Raw genomic sequence first — 25,753 nt, 5'->3', positions numbered from 1 at the left:
GATACGGACGTCATGAACCATTCGCTGGCCCAGAACTGGTGGGTAATAGCCCTCCGGGGCGTACTCGCGATCGTGTTCAGCATCACGGCCCTCGCGATGCCGGTCTCGACCCTCATCTCCCTGATTCTGATCTTCGCCGCCTATATGCTGGTGGACGGCATCTTCGCCATCGTCGCGTCTCTGCGGGCGGCGCAGCACAGCAAGCGCTGGGGAGCCCTCTTCTTCGGCGGCCTCGTCAACATCATCACAGGGGTTCTTGCCGCCGCGTGGCCCGGCATCACTGCCCTCGTGTTCGTGGTGCTGACGGCGGTATGGTCCATCATCTCAGGGAGTACCATGGTGGTCGCGGCGATCCGCCTCAAGCGCAACCACGGACGGTGGTGGCTCGCACTTGGCGGAGTGTCATCGATCGCCTTCGGGATCATTCTCGTTCTAGCCCCGCTCGCGGGTGCCGTGGTGCTGACATGGTGGATCGGAATCTACGCCTTCGTCTTCGGCATCGCCATGCTGGTGCTCGCCTTCAGGCTTCGCGAACACCGCAACGATCGGCCGATCCCCGGAATGGCGCAGCCGGCGCAAAGCGCGATCTGAGGACCTGGCGGATCAGGGCCGGATTTCACCAGGCCCCGCTCGGGCTTGGTCAGAATCGTCTCCGTTGCCGACCCTCCGATCCCTGAGGGTTGCGGCCCATCGTGGACGGTCGCCGATGAAGCCCGGGGGGGCTGGACGCGTGCGGGTCGGTCACCGTCTCCGCAGGAAGCCCGGGCCCTGGCGCTCAGAATGTCAGTTAAAGAGGCTTACGCGGCGTTCCGCTCCGCCGCGCAGGAGAACGTCGATGTCACGCAAAGCCCGTGTCCGGCCTTCTTGGAAGCGCGGGAAGAAGGTGACAAAGTCCAGCGATCAGAAGATGGGCGTCCGCAAGCACAAGTGGTAGGCCAGCGGCGGCGCCGACCCTGCCAAGGTCCTCGCGGAGTTCGAACGATGCCGCAGCAGCGGACCGGCCCTCGAGTCTCGACAAGCCCTAGCCTTCGAAGCCGACGCCAAGACCGGGGTGCCGCGCCGGTGTCTACCCGGCCGGACCGAAACGGATCGGTGTCAGCGTTATGTGGCGAGCGCTGTCCGATCCTGAACATTTCGAACCACAGGGTCGCCAACGTCGCGGGCTCAACACGCGGACGGTCGCGCTCATAAAAGAGCGGCGCGCCTTGGCCGACAAGGCGCGAGCTGATGTCTCGATAGGCTGTTCGACGTGACGCCCGACCGGCCGATGGGAAGACGGTTTAGTCAGGGAGAGCCACCGATGAGCGAGGAGGGACGGCACGTCGTCTGCCCGCACTGCGCGAGCATCAATCGCGTTCCCTTGTCCAGGCCGGCCAAGGCGGCGCGTTGCGGGCGGTGCAAGCAGGGGCTGTTCACCGGACAGCCTTTTTCGGTCGACGCCGCACAGTTCGACCAGCATATCCAGAAGAACGACATTCCGGTCGTGGTGGATTTCTGGGCTGCGTGGTGCGGTCCCTGCAAGGCGATGGCGCCCGTGTTTGAGAAAGTCTCCGCCGAGCTTGAGCCCGACTTCCGGTTCCTCAAGGTCGACACCGAAGCGGAGCAGGGGTTGGCAGCGCGATACGGTATCCGCAGCATACCCACGATGATACTATTCGCGAAAGGCGAAGCGGTTGCCCGACATGCCGGCGCGGTCAACGCCGAGGCCCTCCGAGCCTGGCTCCGGCAGCACGAGATCCGGTGAGAGCCTGCACGGGGCACGAACGGGAGACCAGGCGAACTGACAGGCATCAGTGCGGCCCGGCGTCGGCGCGCCTAAGCGAGCTGAGCATGATTCCACATCGTTCGATGGTGATTCCATGACCGCGCTTCCCGTCGCAGGTATCGCTCGGTTCGAGCACTTCTTTCGGGAAACAGATTCGCTCGTCATTGATAAGAGCGATCTGAAACGTCTCGGCAGCTTCATTGACCGTAAGCTCCGGGATCTCGTTCTGCGTGCGGGAGCCATTGCCAAGGCGAACGGGCGCGAGATCGTGGAGCCGCACGATCTCCCGATCACCAAGGGGTTCCAGGAGCGGATCCACGAGTTCCGCGCCGTCAGCAATGCCGGGGCCGTAAAGGAGAGCCTCGCCTCGCTCACCAGTGGGCCGGCCTCGATGGCGGCCTGCAGCGATGATACCGAAGCGTGGCTTCCCGAGGTCGCTGGCGGCCTCTGCCTCACGCTCTCGCGGACCTTCAAAATCATCGTCGACCCTCGCCTGAAAAATCCTCAGACGGAGCACTGGGATCGAGCGGAACGGCTGCACGATCTCCTGTTGTGAGGCGTCATTACAGTCCGGATTTGCCCCGCCAGAGCGACCAAAGCCCGCAGGATCCCCACCATGCGATGGAAGTGACCGGAGCCGGGTGCGCAACAGCGACCCCGCTTCTCGGAGTGCTCCTGGCCGCGTCATCTATGGCCCAAATCAGTACGGCCCCATTTCATGGTTCAGCGATACGTCGGCAGGTCGCCAGCTTTGCACACCCAGTGACGGGCATGACCAGTTCGAAGGAGGGACGCAGCGTGGTCAAATTTCCGCGGCGGACGGAGGATGCGGCCTTCTCGACCGCAGAGATGATGTGCGACGGCCATATCAGACCCCGCTCGGATGACGCGCGGTGTTTCTGACGTAATGACAAGTATCACTGGATGCGATCGGGCGCTGTTTCCTATGCGTCCGGCGTGTCGTGACGGTTACGTCCGGCAATCTGCGGGTCATGCTCGGCCGCGCTCCCCACGGCACTCCGGTGATGCGGGGTCGGCCCACAGGGAGGGCGACTAGACGGAGAATGTGCCCGCCCGGCCAGCCTCCCGTGACGGCCATCGGCGCGTTGTGACCCTCGGTTAGGCCCGCAGGGCCGCCGCGAAGTCGGCTATGTCCATCTCGAGCTCGTCGCTCAGCCGGATCTGCAGAACGGGCGAGACGATGTCGAGGAGCACACGGCCCGTGGAGGCCCTTGAACCCGGGCGGATCGCGAGCGTCAGGCGCGATCCGACGTTCAGTGCGTCGATGATGAAATCCCGGTCGAAAGAGCGGTCGGAACTCTCCACGACCAGCCGGAAGCGATGCGGGTGGGCGAATTCGATCACCTCGGATTCGAGGGTGACTTCAGCCCCGAGCAGGAGCCGGCGCTCACGCAGGCGTGACCCCACGCCCAGCGCGCCCTCCGTCAATAGCTCCGCGCTCTCGACTGTCCGCAAGATGAGTGGCCACTCCACTGCGTTCGAAACCAGGCCGAACACCTTCGCCGGGGACGCCGCCACCGTCCGGCTCGCATTGATCTGCATGGTTTACTCCACAAGAGCTGTCTTACGCGTGACCGGCCCCGGCTATCCGCGATGCCGCGAAAGCTGAGACTGACATTCTCATCGCGTCCATGACGATCGTCAGCCAATGTACAATGCGAGCGCGGCCATGCCCGCCCTTGCACCCTCCGCCCTTGCACCCTCCGCCCGGGTGATCCCGGCCCGTCGCGCGGCGACTGACGCCCGTCAGGGCGAAACCGACAAAAGCCCGCTCAGGTGGGTGAGCCCTGACCCGCAGAGGCTCGACCCGCCACGGTTATTGCAATGATACGCGCGGACATCCCCGGATTGCAGGAGTTCAAGGCGCTCGCGACGGCGCGGGGCGGCGTATTCGTGTCGCTCTATCTGCCGACTTCGCCCCTGCACCCCGAGGCCAACCGCATCGCATTCAAGGATCTCGCCAAGGACGCCATCGCGCAGTTGCGCGAAGCCGCCGTCTCGGAACGCGTGATCGAATCGTTCGAACGACAGTTCGGAGTCCTTTCGGGACGAATCCAGGATAGCCTGGATGACAATAAGTACCGCCTCAACGACGCGGATCCGCTCGCACCGGTCGAGGAGTTCTGGAAATCGCAGGCGCATGGCCTCGGCGTGCTCGTTCGGTCGGAGACGAAGTCCATGCAGACCTACCGCCTGCCGATCCGACCGGCCCCCCTTGCCAAGGTCGCCGACCGGTTCCACCTGGCCCCGCTGATCCGCACGATCACGTCTCCCCTGGAGATCTTCGTTCTGGCAATTTCGGCAGGGGGAGCCCGACTTCTCCACGTGGTCGTCAACATGCCGCCCGAGCGGGTCCCCGTTCCCCACCTCTCGGACGATCCCGCGGAGACCCTCGACCGGCCATCGATCCACGTGGGGGCCCCGCGCCGCCGTCTTCAGAACCGCGAGGGCGAGAAGATCCTGGAAGCGCAATACGCGCGAACGGTGGACCGTGCGGTCCGCGAAGCCCTCGCCGGTCGCTCGACGCCGATCGTGCTGGCTGCGGCCGAGCCCATGCTCAGCATCTTCCGCGCGGTGAACACCTATCCGCATCTCATCGCGGAGGCCATCGAGGGCAGCCCGGTCCACCGCAGCGACGCGCAGCTCGGCGACGCCGCACTCCCCATACTCGACCGGCTCTACCGCAACGAGGTGAAAGGCGTCCTCGCGCTCTATGATGAGTTGAAGCCCTACCGGGCCACCAGCGACGTCTCCCGGACGGCCCATGCCGCGACAGCGGCCGCTGTCGACCGGCTCGTCGTCGACCTCGATCGCGTGATCCCCGGCCTGGTCAGCGATATTGACGGCAGCGTGACGTACGCCGTGTCAGACGACGCCGAAACGTATTCTGTTCTCGATGAAGTGGCCCGGCGTGCCCTCTGCACGGACGCCCGAGTTCTGTGCGCGAGCCGCGCGGAGCTGCCCGCGGGGTGCGCCCTGGCGGCGATCCTGCGGTACCCGTTCTGAGGCGCCGCCGCGCGCAGGTGCCCGGCGCGCTTAGCACCTGCGCCCCCTCACTCCGGTGGCAGCGGGGACCCCGTCCTCCCAGGCTTAGGGCCGGCCGGCGGGCCGCCGCCCATGTCGGGCCACCGATCGCGACGTCAGGTGGCCCGGCAGCGTCGCCGTGGCGCTCGCGAACGGCCTCCGGAGCCGTCTCGTCGCGGCGAGAACTCCGTCACGTCCGTCGTTCCGGATCCCAGAAGCGTCTCGAGGGCCGATGATGGCCATGCGCAGCCGATCGGATCGGCGGCTTCGAGTTCGTCCGACGCTGACGGACGTCAGGGCCCGCGATCGTGCCGTTCCTATGATCAGACTTTCCGCGGACGGGCCGCCGCCTGGTGGGCTTCCGGGTCGCGCGATCGAGGCGCCCCGGGGCCTGTTGCCGGCCGTGCGTCCGAAGGAGGCACTCCATGGCGGATGCAGCGACCCTCTCGCGAACGCGCGACCCGGCGGCAGCTTCGGATCCGGCTGTGCTGTTCCAGCCCTATCGACTGGGACCTCTCGAGCTTCCGCATCGCATCATCATGGCGCCCCTCACGCGCTCACGCGCGCGGTCGCCGGGCAACGTACCGAGCCCTCTCGCCGCCTGCTACTACGCGCAACGCGCTTCCGCAGCGCTCATTGTCAGCGAGGCGGCACAGGTCTCGATTCAGGGGCAGGGCTATGCCTGGACGCCGGGCATCCACAGCAGCGCGCAAGTCGAGGGCTGGCGGCACGTCACCAAAGCCGTGCACGAGTCCGGCGGACGCATCTTCTGCCAGTTGTGGCATGTCGGCCGAATCTCGCATCCGGCCCTGCAGCCCGACAACATGCTTCCCGTTGCCCCATCTGCGATCACTCCGCAGGGGAAGGCGTTCATCGAGAACGAACGGGGAGAAGGGGCACTCGTCCCCTTCGTTCGTCCGCGCGCATTGGCCCTCGAGGAGATGCCCTATATCGTGGGGCAATACGAGCGCGCAGCGAGGAACGCCCAGTCCGCGGACTTCGATGGGGTCGAGATCCACGCCGCAAACGGCTACCTGCTCGACCAGTTCATCGAAAGCAGCACAAACCGCCGCTCCGACACGTATGGCGGTTCGGTGGAGAACAGGACGCGGCTGCTGCTGGAGGTTGCCGAGGCGCTCTCTCGGATCTGGGGACCAGACCGCATCGGTGTCCGGATCTCGCCACTCGGCAGGATGAACGAGATCCGCGACGATGACCCGGAAGCCACGTTCGGCTACATCAGCGAACGGCTCGCCGAATTTGACTTCGCCTATCTCCATGTCGTCAATCCGGCCTTGGAGCAGATGCAGAAGGGGGAGCCCCCTGACCAGCGGTCTCTGGCGCTCGTCCAACTTATCCGCGAGCGATTCAAAGGGACGCTCATTGCCGCGGGAGGCTTCGACGCCGGGACCGCTGCGCGCTGGATTCACGAGGGGAGGGCCGACCTCGTCGCGTTCGGCCGCAAGTTCATCGCGAATCCCGATCTGCCGGAGAGATTGCGCGCAGACGCCCCGCTCAACGCCGACGATCCGACCACTTATTATGGCGGCGGCGAGAATGGTTACACAGATTATCCTGATCTGGCGCAGGAGCGTGGCGAACGACCTCGGGGCTGCGTTGACCGAAGTTGGAGATAACTCCCCTGTACGGCCATGTCGTGGCCTGCGTGACAGATGTCCGCTTTCGGCGGCCGTCCCATTTTCGGCGGAATAGCCGTCATGGGCGCAAAGCCGACGGTCCGCTCTTAAGACACGGCCAGGGCTACATAGACACCTATCGCATCTTGGCATTCCTCTACCGTTAGATGAAGCATAGGCCATCCACCAAATCTGATCTTCAGTCCGCTACGACCGCTCAGACGTTTTGTTCTTTGATTTCCGAACTGAGCCTGCGCGAACAACAAACCAGTGATCGGATCACCGATGATTTGCCAGCCAATTCTCCACCGCACCTACGAATTTATGGTGCATACCGCTGGATGCCGCCACTAAAAGCATCGAGTCTATCACTACCTGGGCACTTTGAGGGTCATTGGGCGTTCTGATCCTGCGATGTCACTGTGGGAGACAGACATGGCCGAGAGATCGTCGGGGCCGGACCTCGATGCATGGCTAGAGCTGTTACCGATCAGGTTGGGTCATATGCGTCGTATCCGGCCGCTGTGAGGCAGTTGCGACAGGCTTTTGGCGTGAGGCTGTCGAAGGCGGATCGGATCGCCGCTTTCAGGTCTGGAAACGTCCGGGCCGCGGCTTTGCGCAGGTCGGCTTTAAGCTTGGCGAACACTTGTTCAATGGGGTTGAAGTCCGGCGAGTAGGGCGGAAGATAGAGCAACTTGGCGCCCACCGCCTGGATCGCCTCCCGGACGCCGGCCACCTTGTGGGCGCCGAGGTTGTCCATGATCACCGTATCGCCTCGCTTCAGCACGGGCACCAAGGTGTCGGTGACGTAGGCTCGGAAGCGTTTGCCGTTGGTGGCTCCGTCGAACAGGGCCGTGGCCGCCACTCCGTTGGTGCGCAGGGCGGCCGTGACGGTGGTCGTCTTCCAATGTCCGTGCGGAACGGCGACCCGGCAGCGCTCGCCACGCGGCGCCCAGCCGTAGCGGCGCACCATGCTGGTGGTGGTCGCCGTCTCGTCGAAGAAGACCAGCTTGTCCGGGTCGAGTTCGTCCTGGGCCTCGAACCAGTCCTCGCGCTCGGCCCTCACATCCAGCCGCTGCTGCTCGGCGGCGTGGAGCGTGTTTTTTTGTGCGTGACGGCGTGGCGCCGGAAGAAGCGCGACAGGCCGCTCTCACTGGTGGAGATGCCGCGCTCGGCCAGCAGCGCTCGCAACTCCGACAGGATCCGGGTCGGCTGCTCCGCGCGCAGGCGCAGGATCAGGTCGGCATGGGCTTCCACCTGCTGCGAGCGTCGGTCGCCGCCCTGCGGCTTGGCCGCCACCCGGCCTTCCCGCTCGAAGCTCTCCTGCCAGCGGATGGCGCTGGCGGGACTGACCCCGAACCGCGCGCCGGCCTGACGCCGCGAGGCGCCCTCGGACACGGCCTTCACCACGCGCTCGCGCAGATCCGATGACAATGGTGATCCCATCGATCCTCCTTTCGAGGAACACAGGGAATCAGATCACGTCTCATCAGGGAACCCCGACCGACTCACAGCGGTCGGTAACAGCTCTAACAGGGGGCAAGGTCAGCTCGTGCGGCCAGCACATCGCTGGTCATATCTGGTCGCATCTGACATTGCGTTGTGATGCCCGCTTGCAGGAACATAGAGGTTGTCTGGGGTGGGCTACGGCTGCTCACCGAGCACAAATTGGGATAGTCAGAGCCTGAGACCTGTGCACAATTCTTTCGGTCATCAGTTTCTATAAATAGGTTGTACGTTTATGGCATACGTTCTTTCAGTACTAGAATTTTTTGTGTCATACTCTGCGGTCAAGAGTATTTTTTCTGCCAATAATAGGGGTTATTATATATCTAGATTTGGCCGGGTTGATCGTGTCAAGTCTCCAATGTTTTTTAGGACAGGCGTGATAATCACAGAATTACTAGCATGTATATTCTTTCTAATAGGTTTATTATTATTGTACGGCGCCGTTCAAATGCCCTGATGCATACGGATGTTTCGCTGAGATAAGTATTTATGTGAGTCTGGGTGTTTGATCCTGCAGGGTGACCGAGCTGACGACAGCGACGCGTGCGGACCCGGATACCCGAGCAAGGTGCACGGGCAAAACTGAAGCCGACGCCCAACCGCAAACAGGTGTTGGCCTTTAGAGCGCCTAACAGAACGGCACGAAGCAGTCGGATCGGCGTTTGTGGGGATGGCTCGACCTCTGCTTCCCGACGATCTCTGGATCGAGATTGCCCTGCTCCTACCAGCGCCTCGGCCCCGGCCGAAGGGTGGGCAGCCTCCGATCGACAATCAGGTAGCATTGACTGGCATCCTGTTCGTGTTGCGCTCCGGCCTGCCCTGGGAGATGCTGCCGGCCGAGATGGGCTGCGGGAGCGGCATGAGTTGCTGGTGGCCTGCTGCTGGTTTCACGGACACCTGGTTTAGGTGTGATGGTGAAGCCGGAGGTGCTCCATGCAGCGACGCAAGTTCGGGCGTGAGTTCAAGATCGAGGCGGTTCGACTGGTTCGGGAGCGCGGTGTCAGTGTCGCGCAGGCAGCGCGCGATCTCGATGTTCACGAGACGATGCTGCACCGGTGGGTGAAGCAGGCCGCGGCCGATCCGCAGCACGCCTTCCCCGGTCAGGGGCAGATGAAGCCCGAGCAGATCCAGATCGACCGGCTGCGCAAGGAGGTCGCTCGTCTGAAGGCGGAGCGTGACATCCTAAAAAAGGCCGCCGCATACTTTGCGAGGGACGCGCTATGAAGTTCGCGTTCATCGCAAAGCACCGTCCCATCTGGCCGGTCGCGTGGATGTGCGCGGCGCTGGGTGTCTCGCGCTCCGGCTTCCACGCTTGGTACACCCGGCAGCCCAGCCAACGCACACGGGACGACGAAGCCATCCTGAGCAAGGCCCACGCGAGCTTCGTGGCCAGGATGAAGCCCGTGCCGATGTGTTCGATTACATCGAGCGCTTCTACAATCCGGCGCGGCGGCACTCGACCCTGGGCTATCTCAGCCCTGTCGAGTTCGAAAACCGAGCCCAATTAGCTTAGGACGGTGTCCACCAAACCGGCAGCAGGCCAGTCAGTTTCGTCGCCGGCCCAATCGCGGAAGCTGGATCGGAAGCCGTGGGTGGTGACGTCAGCTACTTTCGCGCGGCGGAACAGCGCTTCAAACACCATGTCGGAGAGCGCGCCGCCACGGGTATTCGTGAATAGCAGATCGTCCGGGCCGACGGCGGCGATGCGAGGCGCCAGGATGGCCAGGGCCGGACGGGATAGCGGCACTCGGTGGGGCCGCCCGCCCTTCATCCGCTCGGCCGGCACGGTCCACACAGCCGCCACCAGATCCACTTCGCTGGCACGCATGCCGTGGACCTCGCCGGATCGCGCTGCGGTCAGAATGATCAGTTCCAGGGCGCGGGCTGAGTCGGCCACACGCGAGCGCAGGGACTCAACGAAGGCTGGCACGTCGCGATAGGGCAGGGCGGCGTGATGCCCTCGCGAGAGCTTCGCAGCTTTCGGCAGCGTGTGCTCGAGGTGGCCGCGCCAGCGCGCCGGGTTCTCGCCCTCGCGGTGCCCTTCGACCTTCGCCGCATCGAGGATGCGTTCGATCCGTCCGCGCACCCGGCTCGCGGTCTCGGGCTTCTCCCGCCAGATCGGACGCAGGACCGCCAGCACATCCGGCGTGCCGATATTGGAGACCGGCATCGTCCAGAGGTTCGCGGCGTAGGTCGTCTGGGTATTGCGCCACTGCTGCCGATGCTTCGCGTTGCGCCGCTTGCCGGCACGGTCATCCATGAAGGCGTCGGCGATCGCGGCGAAGGTCGGGGCTGTCCGCGGAGCCGGCTCGGGCGAGGGGAGGTCAGCCTGGCGCGCCGCGACCGGGTCGAGCCCCTGCGCGGCCAGGGCTCGCGCCTTGCCGGCCAGGTCGCGCGCCTGCGCCAGCGAGACCGTACGCAGCGGCCCGAGCCCCATCTCCCGGCGCTTCCCGGCGAGCCGAAAAAGATAGACCCAACGCTTGCCGCCGCCCTCGTCCACGACGAGATAGAGACCATCGCCGTCAGCATGCCGGCCCGGCTCCGTCAAGGTTTGGACGGTCCGTGCCGAAAGCCGATTGATCGCCCCCACCAACGAGCGCCGGATCTGGGCGGATCGGCTCGGACCGAACCGCGCAAATCGGTCGGTAAGCAATGGCGGCGTAAGGGCGTTTCGTAAACGGGCTCGGACGGCTACGGATTAGGGGAGGGCGGACCCCCTCTCCGCAACTTGAATTTTCTCTTATAAATCATCGACTTAACCACTCGATTGCACAACGTGTTGTAGCAGCGTTGTGGTACGGGTGGTGTAGCGGATGGCGGTCTCGTAGTCCTGCATGCCCCCGTCTCACGGCATAGGGAAATGCGCTCATGACCGAACACCACAAGGACGCCTCGCCGGGCATCGCGAAGGCCGTGTACGAAAATCTGGATTCGGAACAGCGCGCGGCAGTCGAGAAAGAAGCGAGCGAGAGGGGCGTCGAGCCTATCGAGATCGTTCGTCGGTCGCTTGACGTGTTGATCTCGGAAACCGGACAGGCGGATGGGAAGTCGGTGTTTGTTCGGCGCTCAGGAAGCTGATCTAACGGAGAAGGGCTCCGGCGGGATGCGCCGGAGCCCTTCTCCTTTCCGGTTTGGCGACGCGCGTCAGACGCGATCCAGCTCCGCGAGCGTGTCGGCAAGGTCATCAAGCTCGGCCAGATACCTCGGATCGACGCTCTCGATGTCGTCGCTCCGGAATCGGCCTTCGAGCCTCGCTTCTCCCACCACCCACACGCAGATGAGGATCGGTTTGTCTGGAGCTTCGTGCTCGACACGCAGGACGGTCATCAGGATTCGGTTGCGCCGGTGACGCACGGTCTCGTCCACTTGGGACATCAGATACGGCCTTGAGCGCGATTGATTGGAGGGAAGGAGGTCAGCACCAATCTGGTGGGCGTCCGTCCGAATCGGCCTGAAAGACGCTGGCGAAGCTTCGTGGGATTTGCGCGCGGAGAATTGAGGAAGATTTAGGCGGCCTCGACCGAATGCGGTAGCTCCACCTCTTCGCCCTCGCTGGCGCCCGCGAAGACGCTCCAGGGCCAGATGTCGATCAGTTCCCCGAGTGCGACTTTGACTTGATCGTCACTCACGCGCCCTTCTACCGGGCACGGGCATCGATTCGCGATTGCCTCCGCTGCGGCGCGGAAGGCCTTGGTATTCACGATATGCATGGAGATTGCTTGAAGTAAGCCCAGCGCTTGAGGTAATTCGGCCTTGTGGAATTCAGATATCCCGGAATAGGTTCTGGTATTTGAGATAAATTTAATAAAAACTGACTTACTATAAATTATAGACCAATTTTTATTAGTCATAATACTATATTTTTTGATAAGAAAATTGTTTATCAAGCAAAAATACAATAATTCATTTTCGACTTCACTGGGGTGCGGTCAAAAAACTCACGGCACTCCCGGCCTCGCGTGCGAAGGATCCGGGCAAGTAGGGCGACGGTGCCCGCGTAGACGCCGGCCGCCTGGACGGTCTCAAGGCTGGCCCGCTTGCGCTCCAGGATTAAGTTGCGCTCCATCTCCGTCACCATGCTCAGCACGGTGACGACGACCCGGCCGACGTCGCCGCCCGTGGTCAGCTGTGGATCGAAGATGGATAGAGAGGCCTCCTTCTGATCAAGCTCGTATACCCGCCCGTTACTGCGCGGCAGTGGCCGAGCGGTTCAGCACCGTGAAGCCCTGCTTCTCGAAGGCGGCCTCGGCGGCGGGCCCGCGCAGATAGCTCAGGAGGGCGGATGTGTCCGGATTGCGCGATTCCTTGGTGATCGCGACCGGGTAAACGATCGCCGGGTGGCTGTCGGCGGGGAAGGTGGCGACGATCTTCACGTTCGCGTCCGCCGCCGCGTCGGTGGCGTAGACGATGCCGAGCGGCGCCTCGCCGCGCGAGACGAGAAGCAGGGCCGCCCGCACGCTCTCGGCCTGCGCGATCCTGTCCTTCACCCCCGCCCAGCCACCGAGCGTCTCCAGTGCCGCCTTGCCGTACTTGCCGGCCGGCACCGCATCGACATTGCCCATGGCGAGCTTGCCGGAGCCGAGCGCCGGCGTGAGATCGAGGCCGGGGCCCATCTTCACCTCGGCCTTCGAATCCTTCGGAGCAATCAGCACGATGCTGTTGGCCAGAAGACTCATCTGCGTGTCGGGCCGGATGAGATCCTTCTTGGCGAGATAGTCCATCCAATCGAGGTCGGCCGAGAAGAACAGGTCGGCAGGCGCGCCCTGCTCGATTTGCTTGGCCAGCGTGTTCGAGGCCGCGTAGGAGACTTTCGGGGCTGGCTTCCCCTCTTTGGTGTAGCTTTTGGCGATGTCGTCGAGGGCGTTCTTCAGGCTCGCGGCGGCGAACACGGTCGGCGCCTCCGCAGCCGGTGCGGGCAGCGTCCCCACCAGAGTGATGGCGACGAGACCGGCTAGGAAACGGGTGCGGGTAAGCATGGCCATACGGGAGCGATCCTGTTTCGAACGAGGGGAGGGGCTCAGGCGGCCTTGGGCAGGCTCGCCATGTCGATGACGAAGCGGTACTTCACGTCGCTCTTCAGCATGCGGCTGTCAGCGGTCTCGATCTCTTAGATCGGGATCATCTCGATGTCGGCGGTGATGCCGTGTCTGCCGCAGAAGTCGAGCATCTCCTGCGTCTCGGCGATGCCGCCGATCAGCGAGCCGGCGAAATTGCGGCGCCGCCAGATCACGCTGAAGACGTCCACGTGGAGCGGCTTTTCCGGCGCACCGACCTGCACCAGCGTGCAGTCGCGCTTGAGCAGGCCGAGATAGGCGTTGACGTCGTGCCGGGCCGCCACCGTATCGACGATCAGGTCGAAGCTCTCGGCATGCCGGCCCATCTGCGCGGCATCCTTCGAGATCACCACGGCGTCGGCTCCGAGCCGGCGGGCATCGGCCTCCTTGCCCCGAGAGGTCGTGAACAGCACGACGTACGAGCCCAGCGCGTGGGCGAGCTTCACGCCCATATGGCCGAGGCCGCCCAGCCCAACGATGCCGACCTTCTTGCCGGGCCCGGCCCCCAGCGGCGCAGGGGCGACCACGTCGTGACGCCCGCGCACAGGAGCGGTGCAACGCCTGCCAGATCGAGCCCTTCCGGTACATGTCGTACGAAATGCCGGTCGACGACGATGTGGCTCGAATAGCCGCCGAAGGTGTTGGCGCCGGTGCTCTGCTCCGGACCGTTATAGGTCGCGGTGAATCCCGGCTCGCAATACTGCTCGAGCCCCTCGCGGCAAGCGGTGCAGGTGCGGCAGGAATCGACCATGCAGCCTACCGCGGCAAGCTCGCCCGGGTTGAAGTCCCCGACCTCCGCCCCGATGCGGGTGACGCGGCCGACGATCTCGTGGCCCGGCACGCATGGATAGAACGTATTCTGCCACTCGTTGCGGACCTGATGCAGATCGGAATGGCAGACGCCGCAATAGACGATCTCGATTTCGATATCGTTCGCGCCGGGATCACGGCGCTCGAAGGCAAAGGGGGCCAGCTTTGTCTCGGCGCTGGTGGCCGCATAGCCCGTGCAGGTGAACATGCGCGTGTCTTTCGCGATGATAGCGCCCGGACCAGCCGGGCCGGCAACCGGCCCCCGGTGGCGCTATATACGCTCAGGCATAGCTTCGACCAGGGCCGATCGTCTCATCCCGATAGATGGGATGCGCCAAGGAGCACACGTGCAGACGCCGACCGCCACCGCGAATGCCACTATCGACATGCCGGAGATCGCCGAGGCCCTCTCGCAAATGGAGCGGAGCCTGCGCCCGGTGGTCGTGAGCGCGTCCCGCTCGATGACGCCGCCGGCCGCATCTGCGCCGAGGCTCTCGCGGCGCGCCTTGATGTGCCGCCCTTCGCGGTGGCGGCGATGGACGGCTACGCCCGCGCTGGGCCGAGGCCGACACCCTCCTGGCTTGCGCGGGCGTGGTCAGGGCGGGCGATCCGATCACGGTCATCCGCTTCGATCTCAGCCCTGTCTTTTGAGGGGCAGGGCGCATCGGCCCATGTCGGCAGCGATGACGCCGGCCTCGTCTTCCCTCCGGCTTGGGCTTAAAATGATTCGAACTGCGCGAGGAGAATGATGGCCCGTTTGAGCATCCGCATCGATCTCGGACCGGATTGGCGGATCGGGCCGGGCAAGGTCCAACTTCTTGAAGCGATCGCCGAGCACGGTTCGATCTCCGCGGCCGGTCGGGCGCTGGGCATGTCCTACCGCCGCGCCTGGCTCCTCGTCGAGGACATGAACAAGAGCTTCGGGCGCCCGGTGATCGAGGCGCATATCGGAGGCAAGGCGGGCGGTGGGGCCCGGCTCTCGGCTTTCGGCACCGACGTCGTCGCGCATTACCGGGCGATCGAGCGCGCCGCCGAGAAGGCGGCCGCACCGTTCCTTGCCCGCCTGACACAACCGGTCGATCCGGCCGCATAGGATCTCCGGCTCGGAATGGCTCTGGTCAAGGCACCCGATTTGCTTCACTCTCGCTATATCTGAAGGGATACAGCAATTGCACGGTGTCGCTCGTGGCGCACGGCTCTCAACCGGACAGACCCGCCCTGCTCGCCCTGAAATCGAGCATCGGACGCCTTGCTCCTCTTTCGCCTGAGGCCGTTCTGGCGGCGGAGCGGCCGAGGGACCGGATCTGGGAACTGGACATGACGCTGCACTACTCCATCGTCGGCACCTGCTTGAGCACGGCCGACGGCCGCTCGCCAAGCTCGGTGTCGCGGCGGCGCGCACGATGAGGGAGCACCGGCTGCACGGCGCAAGGACGGGAAGCTGCTGCAGAAGTTGCTCGACCGACGCCACGAGCGGGAGATCCGCCGCTTCGACAAGGCCCGCACCGTCGAAGACGTGCGCACCCTCTGGCGCGAGTCGCTGGAGCTCGGCGAGATCCCCGGCGCCGACTGGGCCGCGATGACCCATCCGGTCACGGATTGGGCCCTGGTACAGGATATCTTTGGCGAGGTGCACATGCTCTCGCACCTCGTCGGCCAGTCGAACCGCGCCGATATTCAGTCATACCACACCCATCCGCCGCCTTTACCGAGCGGAGGACAACCTCTCGAGCATCCGCAGGATCAGACCCTTAGAACCTTTCCCGGGTTGAGCAGGGCGTCCGGGTCGAGCGCCCGCTTCAGACGATGCGCCAAAGCCATCTCCTCCGGGCGACGGCGGCGCGCCAGCTCGTCGACGCGGTATTGGCCGATACCGTGCTCGGCGGAGATGCTGCCCGCGAACCGATCGACCACGTCGTGCACGAGGCGGTTGATCGCGGCGCCGTCGTGCTCTGGCCCGACCAGCACATTGTAGTGCAGGTTGCCGTCGCCCATGTGGCCGAACACGTTCGGGACGGTGCCGGGCGCGCCCTCGGCCAGGGCCCGGTCGGCGGCCTCTAGGAAGGCAGGGATCGCCGGGATCGGCACCGAGACGTCGTGCTTGACCGACTGACCTTGGTGCGCCTCGCACTCGGTGATGCGCTCGCGCAAGGACCAGAGGCCGGTGGCCTGCGCCTTCGACTCGGCGAGCACGCCGTCCACGGCGTCGCCCCGCTCCAGAACTTCGCCCAGCGTGCCTTCGACCGCGTCCCGCAGGCCCGAGAGGCTCGATCCCGCCTCTAGCAGGATGCACCAGGGGGAGGGCGGCAGCGGGCTCGCCATCCCGGCATAGCGCTCCAGTAGATCGAACGAGCAGCGCGAGATCAGCTCGAAGGCCTGGATCGTGTCGCCGAGCCCGTCCTGCGCGGCGGCCAGCACCCGGAGCGCCGCTTCCGGGTGGGGCACCGCCAGCAGGGCGGTCTCGGTGTGGCGCGGCCGCGGCACGAGGCGTAGCACCGCCGCGGTGACGATGCCGAGCGTCCCCTCGCTGCCGATGAACAGCTGCTTCCAGTCGTAGCCCGCATTGTCCTTGCGCAAGGAGCGCAGACCATCGACGACGCTGCCGTCGGCGAGCACGACTTCGAGACCGAGGACGAGGCTGCGGGTCATGCCGTAGCGCAGCACGTTGATGCCGCCGGAATTGGTGGCGATCATGCCGCCGACCATCGCCGAGCCCTCCGCGGCATAGCTCACCGGGAACAGCCGCCCGGCGGCCTCGGCCGCGGCTTGCGCCGCCTGGACGACGCAGCCCGCCTCGACCTCCATCGTGAGGCCGACTGGATCGACCGCGCGAACGGCGTTCATCCGCGCCAGCGAGAGCACGAGTTGGCGCCCCGAGGCGTCGGGCGTGGCCCCGCCCGCGAGTCCGGTATGGCCGCCCTGGGGCACCAGGGCGAGGCCGGCCTCGCGGCACAGACCGACGATCGAAGCAACCTGCCCCGTGCTCGACGGCCGCGCGACGGCGGCGGGCCGGCCCGGGAACAGGCGGCGCCAGTCGATGGCGAAGGGCGCGCATTCGGCCTCGTCCGTCAGCAGGCCGCCCGGTCCCAGCAGGCCGTCGAGGCGGATGAGAAGATCGGGAGGGAGACCGGTCGCGCTCATGGCTCGAAGGATTCCTCAGACGATCCGGGCCTGGATCAGGCGGGTGCGCACCGTGCCGTCGATGGCGTCGAGCTCGGCGAGGATGCCGGAGCGATCGACGGGCGCGGCGTCGGCCTCCACCACGACGTAGCCCAACTCGCCCTCGGTCTGAAGGTACTGGGACGTGATGTTGACGCCGCGCCGGGCGAAGGCTTGGTTGACGTGGCCGAGCACGCCGGGGACGTTCCGGTGCACGTGCAGGAAGCGCACGCCGCCGATGCGCGGCGGGATCTGCACCTGCGGAAAGTTGACGGCACCCAGCGTCGAACCGGTCTCGACGTAGTCGACGAGCTTGCGCGCGACTTCCGAGCCGATGCGGTCCTGCGCCTCCTCGGTCGAGCCGCCGATATGCGGCGTGAGGATCACGTTGGGGATGCCCTGGAGCGGCGAGACGAAGCGCTCGTCGTTGGAGCGCGGCTCGACGGGGAACACGTCGACCGCGGCACCGCGCAGGCGGCCCTCCCTGAGCGCGGCGGCGAGCGCGTCGAGATCGACCACGGTGCCGCGGCTGTTGTTGATGAGGTAGGCGCCGGGCTTCATCCGGCCGATGCGCTCGGCGTTCATGAGCCCGTGGGTGAGCGGCGTCTCCGGCACGTGCAGGCTCACCACGTCGCTGGCGGCAAGCAAGGCGTCGAGACTCTCGGCCGGCTCGGTGTTGCCGTGGCGCAGACGGTCGGTGAGATCGAAGAAGATCACCCGCATGCCCATCGCCTCGGCGAGATTCGAGAGCTGTGCGCCGATATTGCCGTAGCCGACGATGCCGAGCGTCTTGCCGCGGACCTCGTAGGAATTCTCCGCCGACTTGTCCCAGCCACCGGTATGGGCCGCCTCGGAGCGGGGCGTGATGCGGCGCAGCAGCATCACGATCTCGCCGATCGTCAGTTCGGCGACGCTGCGGGTGTTGGAGAAGGGCGCATTGAAGACCGGAATGCCGCGGGCTCGGGCGGCATCGAGATCGACCTGATTGGTGCCGACGCTGAAGCAGCCGATCGCGACGAGGGCCGGAGCGGCGTCGAGCAGGCCGGTCGTCACCTGCGTACGCGAGCGGATGCCGAGGACATGTGCCCCGGCGAGTACCTCGGTATCCGCCGAGCCGATCGCGCGCGGCAGGCGCCGCACGTGGTGGAGGCTGGCCCGCGCGAGGACCTCGACCGCCGAGGGCGCGATGTTCTCGGCCAGGACGATGTTGACCTGATCCTGGAGGGTGAAGCTGTCCGTGCCCGGCATGGTCTTGCCTGCGCCTCTCGTCGTTGAGCGCCCGCCATACATCAATGTTGCGGTGCGGCAATCGCCGGCGGCTCACTGTGAGCGACGACCGGCGCGATTCGTGACGCGTTTCTCCCGCAAAGCCGGCCGGACCATGGCGTCCCGCCGAACCCTCGCTCTCGGCCTGGAGCGCATTCCGATGACACGGTCCCCGATTGTTCAAAAAATTGGCGTTAAAACAGTGATTTAGGGGGGCGACGCAATCATGCCGGGTACGGCCTCGGTCGCGACGAGAGAGCCGCGGCCTCCGTCGCGCGGTCGGCGGCTCCGCGAAGAAAGGTCGTTTCAGCCAGCGAGCCGGCGCAGCTCGCCGCGGGCGATGCCGACGAGAGTTCGGGCTGCGAGCGCGGCGATGCCTGCGGTGGCCAGGGCGAGCAGCGCCAGCGCCAGGATGTCGGCGGGGACTGCGCGGACGTGTTCGGCGTAGCGCAGGGCCGCCACCGCCATGGCAGCGAGCGGGAAGCTCACCGCCCACCACGAGACGCGAAACGGGCAGCAGCGCGGCAGGTCGCGCAGGCGGCCGAGGAGGACCGCGAACATGAACAGGCCGACGAAGAAAAGCGCCTCGGCAAACGCGTCGATCCGCCCGAAGGTCGCCGTGTAGCTGGAGAAGCCGACGGCGAAGGGCGCGACCAGGATCATCAGCGTCGGCCGCTGGGCCGGCGGCACCGGCTCCTCGAAGACGAGACGGGCGAAGACCAGGGTGAAGAGCGGGCCGGCGAAGAACAGCCCGATGCTCAGCGCGGCCATCGCCAACGTCTGCGTTTGGGGCAGGCCCAGGGCGGGAGCGGCGAGCGGGATGTCGAGGAGGCCGACCACCGGCACCATCCAGGCGGGCGTCGCGTGGGCCAGCTGCTGGCGGCTGCCCATCCACCGGCTGACGATGAGGACGGCGAACAGTGCCATGCCGCCCGTGCCGACGATCCAGGCCGCCGCCGCGAGCGCCGGGCTGAGATCGTGCAGCACGAGGGGCAGGAGCAGCAGGCTGATCGGCACGGTGCCGAACAGGTTGCCGGCGATCGGGTGGCGGAACTCGGCCATCACCGCCGGCCAGGCCGTGACCGCCTTCGCGCCGTAGGCCAGCCCGAGCGCGAGGAAGGTGAAGACCGCGCCCCAGCCGATCGCATCGGCGACGAGGGCGGGCAGGCCGTATCGCGCGGCTGCGAGGCGCCACGCGACGCTCAGGCCCGTCAGCCCCATCACGGAACCGAACAGGGCGACCGGAAGGTAGTCGAACCGCGGCGCCGGGACGGCGGGCGCCTCCGTCGCCGCCGGGGCCAGGGGAGCCGCCATGCCGCCCTCAGACACCGGACAGGCGCGTCTTGGCGAGCGGCAGGCTGCGCACCCGCTGCCCGGAGAGCACCGCAACCGCGTTGACCACCGCGGGGGGGACGCCGGGCAGGCCCGGCTCGCCGATGCCGCCCATCGGCGCCCCGCTCTCGACGATGGCGACGTGCACCCGCGGCATCCGCGTGCGGTCGAGGATCGGGTAGGTGTCGAAGTTCCGTGCCTGCCGCTGCCCGTTCTCGTAGACCACCTGTTCGAGGAGCGTGGAGGAGAGGCCGAGCGCCGCCGCGCTCTCGACCTGCCGCTTCACGATCGCCGGGTTGACCACGCTGCCCGGATCGATGGCGATCCAGAGGTCATGGACACGCGCCTCGCCGTCCTCGAGCGAGACCTCGGCGATGGTGGCCGTCTCCGAGCCGAAGGGCGAGGCCATGGAGACGCCGCGTGCCCGGCGCGTGCCGTCCTCGGCCGCGAAGGGCCCGCGCCGCCAGCCTCCGGCGAGGTCCGCCACTCTTTGCAGCAGGGTGGCGTGGCGCGGGCTGTTCGCTAGAAGTGCCATGCGCAGGTCGAACGGGTCCCGGCCCCCGGCCGCAGCGATTTCGTCGAGGAAGCTCTCGTAGAAATAGTCGTTCATCGAGTGGCCGACCGAGCGCCAGAAGGCGATCGTGACGGGATGGGCCACCCGCACGTAGTCGAGGCGCCGGTTCGGGATCGCGTAGGGCTTCTTGTCGAGGCCCTCGACGACGGAGGAATCGACCGGCGACGTGAACAACGCGCTAAACCAGCGGCCGATCGGGCCTTCGCCCACGGCCGTGGTCTGGAGCGCCACCGGCATCCCGTCGGGCCCGAGCGCGGCCTTGAAGCGGGCAAAGCTCAGGGGCCGCACCGCGTCCATGCCGAACTCCTCCTCGCGCGACCACAGCACCCGCACGGGCCGGCCGGTCGCCTTGGCGAGCAGGATCGCCTGCGGGAAGGGGTTGGCCGGGCCGTAATAGAAGTGGCGCCCGAAGAAGCCCCCGAGCATCGGCGAGTGGATGCGCACTTGCGCCGGGTCGAGCCCTGCGGTCTTCGCCGCGACTTGCTGGAACAGCTCCGGCATCTGGTTGGGCAGCCAGAGATCGAGGCTGCCATCCGCCGTGAACCGGGCGACCGCCGAGGGCGGTTCGAGCTGGGCGTGGGCGAGGTAGGGTGCGTCGTATTCCGCCTCGATCACCTTGGCGGCGTTCGCGAAGGCCGCTCCCGGGTCGCCCTCCTGCTCGGCGGGGAGGCCGGGCTCGGTCGTGCCCTTCAGGGCCGCCAGCATCGCCGCCGAGGAGAAGCTTGCCGAGACGGTGGCGATGCCCTCCGGCGCGGGCTCGGTCCAGGTCACCTGAAGGGCCTCCGCGCCCTTGCGCGCGCGCCACCACGTATCCGCGAGCACCGCCACCGCGCCGGGCAGGCGATGGACCGAGTGGACACCCGGCATCGCGCGGACCTCCGCCTCGTTGGCGACCGCTCGCGGGTCGGTGCCGAGATGCGGCGCGTGCTGCACGGCGGCGTGCAGCATCTCGTCAAGGCGTATGTCGATGGCGTAGGTCGCCCGGCCCGTCGCCTTGTCGCGCATATCGAGCCGGGCTACCGGCCGGCCGATCCAGCGGAAGTCTCTCGGGTTCTTCAGCGCAACGTCGTCGCGCGGCAGGAGCGCCAGGGCGGCCTGTGCAACCTCGCCGTAGCCGAGGGTCCGGCCGGAGGCGGCGTGGATCAACCGGCCGTCGTCGGTCGTCAGGCTGTCCTGCGGCACGGCGAGCCGCGCGGCGGCGGCGCGCAGCAGCAGCTCGCGGGCGGTGGCGCCGAGACGGCGCATCGCCTCGAAGCTGGAACGGGTCGAGAAGCTGCCCCCGGTCATCCGCAAACCGTTGACGACGGCGTAGTCGGGGCCGGGCGGGGCGCATTCCACCGTGAAGCGGGCGGGGTCGAGGTCGAGTTCCTCGCCGATGGTCTGGGCGAGCCCGGTATTGATGCCCTGGCCGCCCTCGACGAAGGGACTGAGCAGGCGCACGCCACCATCCGGACGGATTTCGAGGAAGGCGGCCACGCGGGTGCCGGGCTTTGCTGCTACCGCCGCCGGACCTTCCGCGCGGGTCTGGGCCGTGGCGTCCTTCGACAGATCGATGCCGAGCAGGAGGGCGCCCGAGGCGATCCCGAGGAAGCCGCGCCGCGAGAGGTTGTGCACCGGCTCCGATGCAGGCCGGGTGGCGATGCCGAGGCGGTGGTGGGGCGTAAGGTCGTTCATCCCCACCTCCTCAGGCCACGGCCTGCCGCACGGCGGCGGCGATGGCATGGTAGGTGCCGCAGCGGCACAGATTGGTCATGGCTGCGGCGATCTCGTCCTCAGAGGGTTTCGGCGTCTGCTTCAGGAGCCCCGTCGCGGCCATGACCTGGCCGGACTGGCAGTAGCCGCATTGCGGCACTTCGATCCCGACCCAGGCCGCTACGACGCGGGCTCCGACCGGATCGGCCTCGATCGCCTCGATCGTGGTCACCGTTTGCGCACCGACGCTCTCAACCGGCATCTGGCAGGATCGGATCGCCTGCCCGTCGATGAGCACGGTGCAGGCACCGCATTGACCGATGCCGCAGCCGTATTTCGTGCCGGTGAGACCGATCGTGTCACGCAGCACGAACAGAAGCGGCGTGTCCGGATCGACATCTATCGAATGTTGATGGCCATTGATCGAGAGGCTTATCATCAACCGACTCCCTCGAGTCTTCGCGTTTCAATATCCATGCTCGACGGCGACTTGGCAATTGGCAACGCCGTAAACACGGCAATTCCGGACATCGAAGCGCGGCGGTCCGTGCGCCGCACGGTCGGCGCGAGGGCGTTCGGGCTCCGCCCCAGCCTCGGAGAAGGACTTGTCCTTGCGAAACCCGATTGTCGCTCAAGCTGCGCGGTAGCGTGCGGCCGGGACCGCGTTCGAGAGATGCGGCAGCATGATCGCGCGCGCGGCCTCCCAGGCGTCCCATTCAGCCGCGTCCTGAAGCGAGGGGACGGTGGCGAACTCGCCCCGGTCGAGGCCGGCCAAGGCCGCATCGACCAGATCTTCGGCCGACATAACCCAGTCCTTCGGCAGGTGGCTCGCGGGCAGGCCGGCGACGTCCCAGAACTCGGTTCCGGTCGCGCCGGGCAGCACCACCTGCACCGCGACACCGGTGCCCGCGAGTTCCTTGCGCAGGGCGTGGCTAAAGCCGAGGACGAACGACTTCGAGCCGCCATAGACCCCGTTCAGGACCTCCGGCCCGATGGCGACGATCGAGGCGATGTTGATGATCGTGCCCTGTCCGCGGCTCGTGAAGGCCGGAACCGCCGCGTAGGTCAGGCGCATCGGCGCGGTGACGTTGACGGCGATCATCCGCTCCATCTCATCGACCGAGGCCGCGGCGAGCGGCGCGGCGGAACCGAAGCCGGCATTGTTGACGAGATGCGTGATGTCCGCCTCGCCCTTCAGGATCGCCTCGACCGCCGCAAGCCCCGCCCGGTCCGTCAGATCGGCTTCGACCGCCCGAACCGTCACGCCGTGGCGGCGGGTGAGATCCTCTGCGACGGCGTCGAGCCGCGCTTTTTTGCGGGCGACGAGAATGAGGTCGTGTCCGCGTCCGGCGAAGCGGTCGGCGTAGACGGCACCGATGCCGGAGGAGGCGCCGGTGATCAGCACGGTTCCCTGGGTCATGATCGTGGGTCCTGTCGTGAAGCCTGACCGGGCTGACCGGCGCTGGCGATGGCATGACCCTACGCCTGGACGGCGATGTCCTAAATGACATATAAACGTCAAAATAGGTCATGCGGTGGAGAGTCGGATGCGGCAGGTCGGGTTCATCCTCGAGGACGGCTTTCAGGTGATGGGGCTCGCCGCCCTATCGGCTTTCGAGTTCGCCAACACGGATCTCGGCCGAGAGGCCTATGCGCTCCGCGTCATGTCCGAGCGGGGCGGCACCGTCCGCTCCTCGCTGCACATCGGCGTCGAGACCGTGCCGCTGGCGGACGCCCCCGACACGCTGATGGTGGTCGGCGAGTTGCAGCCGCGCCCGCTCTCGCCGGGCCTGCGCGATTACATCGCCGAGGCCGGCCGGACCTCGCGGCGGGTTGCCGGGCTTTGTACGGGAGCCTTCGCGCTCGCCGAGGCCGGGCTGCTCGACGGCCGGGTGGCGACGACCCACTGGGCCCATGCCCGCGACATGCAGGAGCGCTTCCCCCTGATCCGCGTCGATGACGACCGGATCTTCGTGGCTGACGGGAACGTCTGGACCTCGGCCGGGATGAGCGCGGCGATCGATCTGACGCTGGCGCTGATCGAGGACGACCATGGCGCGGAGCTCTCCCGCGCCATCGCTCGCCAACTCGTCGTCTATCATCGCCGCCCCGGCGGTCAGTCACAATTTTCAGCGCTGCTCGAACTGGAGCCGCGCTCCGATCGGATCCGCCGTGCCCTCATCTACGCCAAGGAGAACCTGCGCCGCCCGCTGACCGTCGAGGAAATGGCGGAGGCCGCGAGCGTCAGCCCGCGCCAGTTCAGCCGGGTGTTCCGCGAGGAGACGGGTCAATCCCCGGCCAAGGCCGTGGAGCGTCTGCGGCTCGAGGCTGCGAAGGCGATGCTCGAGGAGGGCCGCCATTCCCTCGACGTGGTCGCGCGCGATACCGGCTTCACCGACCGCGACCGCATGCGCCGTGCCTTCCTGCGCGCCTTCGGCCACCCGCCGCAAAGCCTGCGCCGCAGCCTACGACTGATCGAGGGCGGCGGCGCAGCGACCGGATGATGCCCGCGGCGCACCAAAACACGGCGTGGGCCGCCGGTCGCTCAGCCGGCAGGCGATGGCGGAGAAGCCTGGCCCGCATAGGCCGCGAGCTCTTCCCGCAGATACGGTGCCGTGCGGCTTGCCGGCACCTCGGCCACCGCCTCGGGACGGCCGGCCGTGACAACGGTGCCGCCGAGGTTTCCGGCGCCGGGCCCCAAGTCGATGACGTGATCGGCCCCCGCCACGACGCGCATGTCGTGCTCGACCATGACGACCGTGTTGCCCGCATCGACGAGGCCGTTGAGCTGGAGCATGAGGCGGTCCACGTCGGTCGGGTGCAACCTGGTCGTCGGCTCGTCGAGGACGTACAGCGTGCCCCCGCGCTGGCCCCTCTGCAATTCGGTCGCGAGCTTGATCCGCTGCGCTTCCCCGCCGGAGAGTTCGGTCGCCGGCTGGCCCAGGCGCAGGTAGCCGAGGCCGAGATCCCGCAGCACGAGGAGCGGCCGCAGCACGGAGGGCTCGTCCGCGAAGGTTGCGCAGGCGCGCTCGACGGTGAGACCGAGCACGTCCGCGATGGTCAACCCGTTCCAGGTGACCGCCAGCGTCTCCGGCGCGTAGCGGGACCCGTGGCAGGTCGGGCAGGGGGCGTAGACGCTCGGCATGAACAGGAGTTCGACGCTGACGAAGCCCTCGCCCTCGCAGGCCGGGCAGCGGCCCTTCGCGACGTTGAAGGAGAAGCGAGCGGCGTCGTAGCCGCGGCGGCGCGCTCGCGGATCGTCAGCGACGGGTCGGGCACCATGGAGGCTTCCGTGGCCCGGTAGATCCGCCCGAGCCCGCCGCAGGAGGGGCAGGCGCCCTGGGGCGTGTTGGGCGAAAAATCCTCCGCGTAGAGCATCGGCTGGCCCGGCGGATAGGTGCCGGCGCGCGAGTACATCATCCGCACGAGGCTCGACAGGGTGGTGACGCTGCCGACCGAGGAGCGGGCGCTGGGTGTGCCGCGCTGCTGCTGGAGGGCGACAGCTGGAGGAAGACCCTCGATCGCGTCGACATCGGGCACGCCGACTTGGTCGATCATCCGCCGCGCGTAGGGCGCGACCGACTCGAAGTAGCGCCGCTGCGCTTCCGCGTAGAGCGTACCGAAGGCGAGCGAGGACTTGCCGGAGCCCGAGACGCCGGTGAACACCACGAGGGCATCGCGCGGCAGCTCCACGTCGACGTCGCGCAGGTTGTGTTCGCGGGCGCCCTTGACCGTGACGTAGCCCGGCCGTCCCGCGCCCGCCCGGGCGATCCTGACCCGTTCCTTGGGCTTGGCTTGGTCTATCGTCATCCCTCTCGGCGCCTCCTTTTCGCGGGGCGCCGGACGCCCCCGCGCCGACTAGAGGTTCGGACGAATCGGACGCTACCCGTGTCGGGGAACGGGCGTCAGC

22 protein-coding genes and 5 pseudogenes are annotated in these 25,753 nt (G+C 66.7%); 12 read left to right on the top strand and 15 right to left on the bottom strand.

The genetic code is table 11. From position 1 onward, the window contains the following. Positions 1 to 12 precede the first annotated feature (12 nt). From Y590_RS00565 to Y590_RS00555, 3 genes are all read left to right on the top strand, one after another. A complete protein-coding gene (locus Y590_RS00565; RefSeq protein ID WP_245517673.1) occupies positions 13 to 591 on the top strand; it encodes an HdeD family acid-resistance protein in 579 nt (192 codons plus the stop codon). A 709-nt stretch (positions 592 to 1,300) separates the two neighbouring features. Continuing rightward, the gene (gene trxC, locus Y590_RS00560) at positions 1,301 to 1,744 is read left to right on the top strand and encodes a thioredoxin TrxC (protein ID WP_060768189.1); all 444 of its coding nucleotides are present in this window, start codon (positions 1,301 to 1,303) and stop codon (positions 1,742 to 1,744) included. 115 nt (positions 1,745 to 1,859) lie between these two features. After that, a complete protein-coding gene (locus Y590_RS00555) occupies positions 1,860 to 2,321 on the top strand; it encodes a DUF1931 family protein (protein ID WP_060768188.1) in 462 nt (153 codons plus the stop codon). Between the two features lie 563 nt (positions 2,322 to 2,884). Here Y590_RS00555 and Y590_RS00550 read toward each other — a convergent pair. Next, the gene (locus tag Y590_RS00550) at positions 2,885 to 3,328 is read right to left on the bottom strand and encodes an SRPBCC family protein (protein ID WP_060768187.1); all 444 of its coding nucleotides are present in this window, start codon (positions 3,326 to 3,328) and stop codon (positions 2,885 to 2,887) included. A gap of 306 nt (positions 3,329 to 3,634) precedes the next feature. Here Y590_RS00550 and Y590_RS00545 point away from each other — a divergent pair, with 306 nt between their 5' ends. Both Y590_RS00545 and Y590_RS00540 read left to right on the top strand, forming a co-directional pair. Beyond that, positions 3,635 to 4,792: a baeRF11 domain-containing protein gene (locus Y590_RS00545; protein ID WP_060768186.1), complete on the top strand. Its 1,158-nt coding sequence runs from the start codon at positions 3,635 to 3,637 to the stop codon at positions 4,790 to 4,792. 443 nt (positions 4,793 to 5,235) lie between these two features. After that, positions 5,236 to 6,447 (top strand): alkene reductase, encoded by a 1,212-nt coding sequence (locus tag Y590_RS00540; protein ID WP_060768185.1) that lies wholly within the window; start codon positions 5,236 to 5,238, stop codon positions 6,445 to 6,447. A 490-nt stretch (positions 6,448 to 6,937) separates the two neighbouring features. On the opposite strand, the gene Y590_RS25290 is transcribed toward Y590_RS00540, so the two are convergent. After that, positions 6,938 to 7,893 (bottom strand): IS630 family transposase gene (locus Y590_RS25290; RefSeq protein ID WP_144439895.1). Its coding sequence is split into 2 segments (ribosomal slippage): positions 6,938 to 7,548 and positions 7,548 to 7,893, totalling 957 coding nucleotides; the frame shifts between segments, so codons are not numbered across the junction. A gap of 733 nt (positions 7,894 to 8,626) precedes the next feature. On the opposite strand from Y590_RS25290, the pseudogene Y590_RS26155 reads away from it, so the two are divergent. The 3 pseudogenes from Y590_RS26155 to Y590_RS27640 all read left to right on the top strand — a co-directional run. After that, a pseudogene (locus Y590_RS26155) lies at positions 8,627 to 8,842 on the top strand (transposase); the annotation flags it as partial. Positions 8,843 to 8,889: 47 nt separating this feature from the next. Continuing rightward, a pseudogene (locus Y590_RS25280) lies at positions 8,890 to 9,344 on the top strand (transposase); the annotation flags it as partial. Positions 9,345 to 9,346: 2 nt separating this feature from the next. After that, positions 9,347 to 9,469 (top strand): annotated as a pseudogene (locus Y590_RS27640) (IS3 family transposase); the annotation flags it as partial. Here Y590_RS27640 and Y590_RS00515 read toward each other — a convergent pair. After that, positions 9,461 to 10,546, bottom strand: coding sequence for a tyrosine-type recombinase/integrase (locus Y590_RS00515; RefSeq protein WP_286161900.1), 1,086 nt, complete (start codon positions 10,544 to 10,546; stop codon positions 9,461 to 9,463). The pseudogene Y590_RS27640 and the gene Y590_RS00515 overlap by 9 nt on opposite strands. Positions 10,547 to 10,824: 278 nt before the next feature. On the opposite strand from Y590_RS00515, the gene Y590_RS00510 reads away from it, so the two are divergent. Then, entirely contained in the window at positions 10,825 to 11,034 is a 210-nt protein-coding gene (locus Y590_RS00510; RefSeq protein ID WP_060768181.1) for a hypothetical protein, read from the top strand. A gap of 66 nt (positions 11,035 to 11,100) precedes the next feature. Here the strand turns inward: Y590_RS00510 and Y590_RS00505 are convergent, their stop codons facing one another. The 5 genes and pseudogenes from Y590_RS00505 to Y590_RS00490 all read right to left on the bottom strand — a co-directional run bounded on the left by Y590_RS00505 (position 11,101) and on the right by Y590_RS00490 (position 14,028). Further along, a complete protein-coding gene (locus Y590_RS00505; RefSeq protein ID WP_060768180.1) occupies positions 11,101 to 11,322 on the bottom strand; it encodes a hypothetical protein in 222 nt (73 codons plus the stop codon). 140 nt (positions 11,323 to 11,462) lie between these two features. Continuing rightward, positions 11,463 to 11,585, bottom strand: a complete 123-nt coding sequence (locus tag Y590_RS27140; RefSeq protein WP_286161827.1) for a hypothetical protein — start codon at positions 11,583 to 11,585, stop codon at positions 11,463 to 11,465. Positions 11,586 to 11,839: 254 nt separating this feature from the next. Further along, on the bottom strand, positions 11,840 to 12,154 hold the full coding sequence (locus Y590_RS25270) for a recombinase family protein (RefSeq protein ID WP_083530711.1): 315 nt from the start codon (positions 12,152 to 12,154) through the stop codon (positions 11,840 to 11,842). Further along, on the bottom strand, positions 12,141 to 12,938 hold the full coding sequence (modA, locus tag Y590_RS00495; protein WP_060768178.1) for a molybdate ABC transporter substrate-binding protein: 798 nt from the start codon (positions 12,936 to 12,938) through the stop codon (positions 12,141 to 12,143). The genes Y590_RS25270 and modA overlap by 14 nt, the downstream gene beginning before the upstream one ends. 35 nt (positions 12,939 to 12,973) lie before the next feature. After that, positions 12,974 to 14,028 (bottom strand): annotated as a pseudogene (locus Y590_RS00490) (NAD(P)-dependent alcohol dehydrogenase). 57 nt (positions 14,029 to 14,085) lie between these two features. Here Y590_RS00490 and Y590_RS25265 point away from each other — a divergent pair. Beyond that, the gene (locus tag Y590_RS25265) at positions 14,086 to 14,541 is read left to right on the top strand and encodes a hypothetical protein (RefSeq protein ID WP_286161826.1); all 456 of its coding nucleotides are present in this window, start codon (positions 14,086 to 14,088) and stop codon (positions 14,539 to 14,541) included. A 27-nt stretch (positions 14,542 to 14,568) separates the two neighbouring features. Continuing rightward, positions 14,569 to 14,913 carry a winged helix-turn-helix domain-containing protein gene (locus Y590_RS00485; RefSeq protein ID WP_060772093.1) on the top strand — a complete coding sequence of 115 codons (345 nt, stop codon included), beginning with the start codon at positions 14,569 to 14,571 and terminating at the stop codon, positions 14,911 to 14,913. 650 nt (positions 14,914 to 15,563) lie between these two features. On the opposite strand, the gene Y590_RS00480 is transcribed toward Y590_RS00485, so the two are convergent. The 6 genes from Y590_RS00480 to Y590_RS00455 form a co-directional block, all read right to left on the bottom strand. Continuing rightward, positions 15,564 to 16,961 carry an FAD-binding oxidoreductase gene (locus tag Y590_RS00480; protein ID WP_060768177.1) on the bottom strand — a complete coding sequence of 466 codons (1,398 nt, stop codon included), beginning with the start codon at positions 16,959 to 16,961 and terminating at the stop codon, positions 15,564 to 15,566. A gap of 15 nt (positions 16,962 to 16,976) precedes the next feature. After that, positions 16,977 to 18,227, bottom strand: coding sequence for a phosphoglycerate dehydrogenase (serA, locus tag Y590_RS00475; protein WP_060768176.1), 1,251 nt, complete (start codon positions 18,225 to 18,227; stop codon positions 16,977 to 16,979). Positions 18,228 to 18,551: 324 nt separating this feature from the next. Then, positions 18,552 to 19,559: an SLAC1 anion channel family protein gene (locus tag Y590_RS00470; RefSeq protein WP_060768175.1), complete on the bottom strand. Its 1,008-nt coding sequence runs from the start codon at positions 19,557 to 19,559 to the stop codon at positions 18,552 to 18,554. Positions 19,560 to 19,566: 7 nt separating this feature from the next. Then, complete coding sequence (locus Y590_RS00465) at positions 19,567 to 21,825, bottom strand: xanthine dehydrogenase family protein molybdopterin-binding subunit (protein ID WP_060768174.1); 2,259 nt, start codon at positions 21,823 to 21,825, stop codon at positions 19,567 to 19,569. A 10-nt stretch (positions 21,826 to 21,835) separates the two neighbouring features. Continuing rightward, positions 21,836 to 22,282 carry a (2Fe-2S)-binding protein gene (locus Y590_RS00460; protein ID WP_060768173.1) on the bottom strand — a complete coding sequence of 149 codons (447 nt, stop codon included), beginning with the start codon at positions 22,280 to 22,282 and terminating at the stop codon, positions 21,836 to 21,838. Positions 22,283 to 22,474: 192 nt separating this feature from the next. Continuing rightward, entirely contained in the window at positions 22,475 to 23,263 is a 789-nt protein-coding gene (locus tag Y590_RS00455) for an SDR family NAD(P)-dependent oxidoreductase (RefSeq protein ID WP_060768172.1), read from the bottom strand. A gap of 127 nt (positions 23,264 to 23,390) precedes the next feature. Between Y590_RS00455 and Y590_RS00450 the strand changes: the two genes are divergently transcribed. Beyond that, entirely contained in the window at positions 23,391 to 24,347 is a 957-nt protein-coding gene (locus tag Y590_RS00450) for a GlxA family transcriptional regulator (RefSeq protein WP_060768171.1), read from the top strand. 41 nt (positions 24,348 to 24,388) lie between these two features. Here Y590_RS00450 and Y590_RS25255 read toward each other — a convergent pair. After that, positions 24,389 to 25,653: pseudogene (locus Y590_RS25255) on the bottom strand (hypothetical protein). Positions 25,654 to 25,753 lie beyond the last annotated feature (100 nt).

This window comes from Methylobacterium sp. AMS5 (assembly GCF_001542815.1).
Lineage (GTDB): Bacteria > Pseudomonadota > Alphaproteobacteria > Rhizobiales > Beijerinckiaceae > Methylobacterium.
Note: the sequence above shows the minus strand (reverse complement) of the source record. Positions and strands in the feature narration are given on the sequence as shown.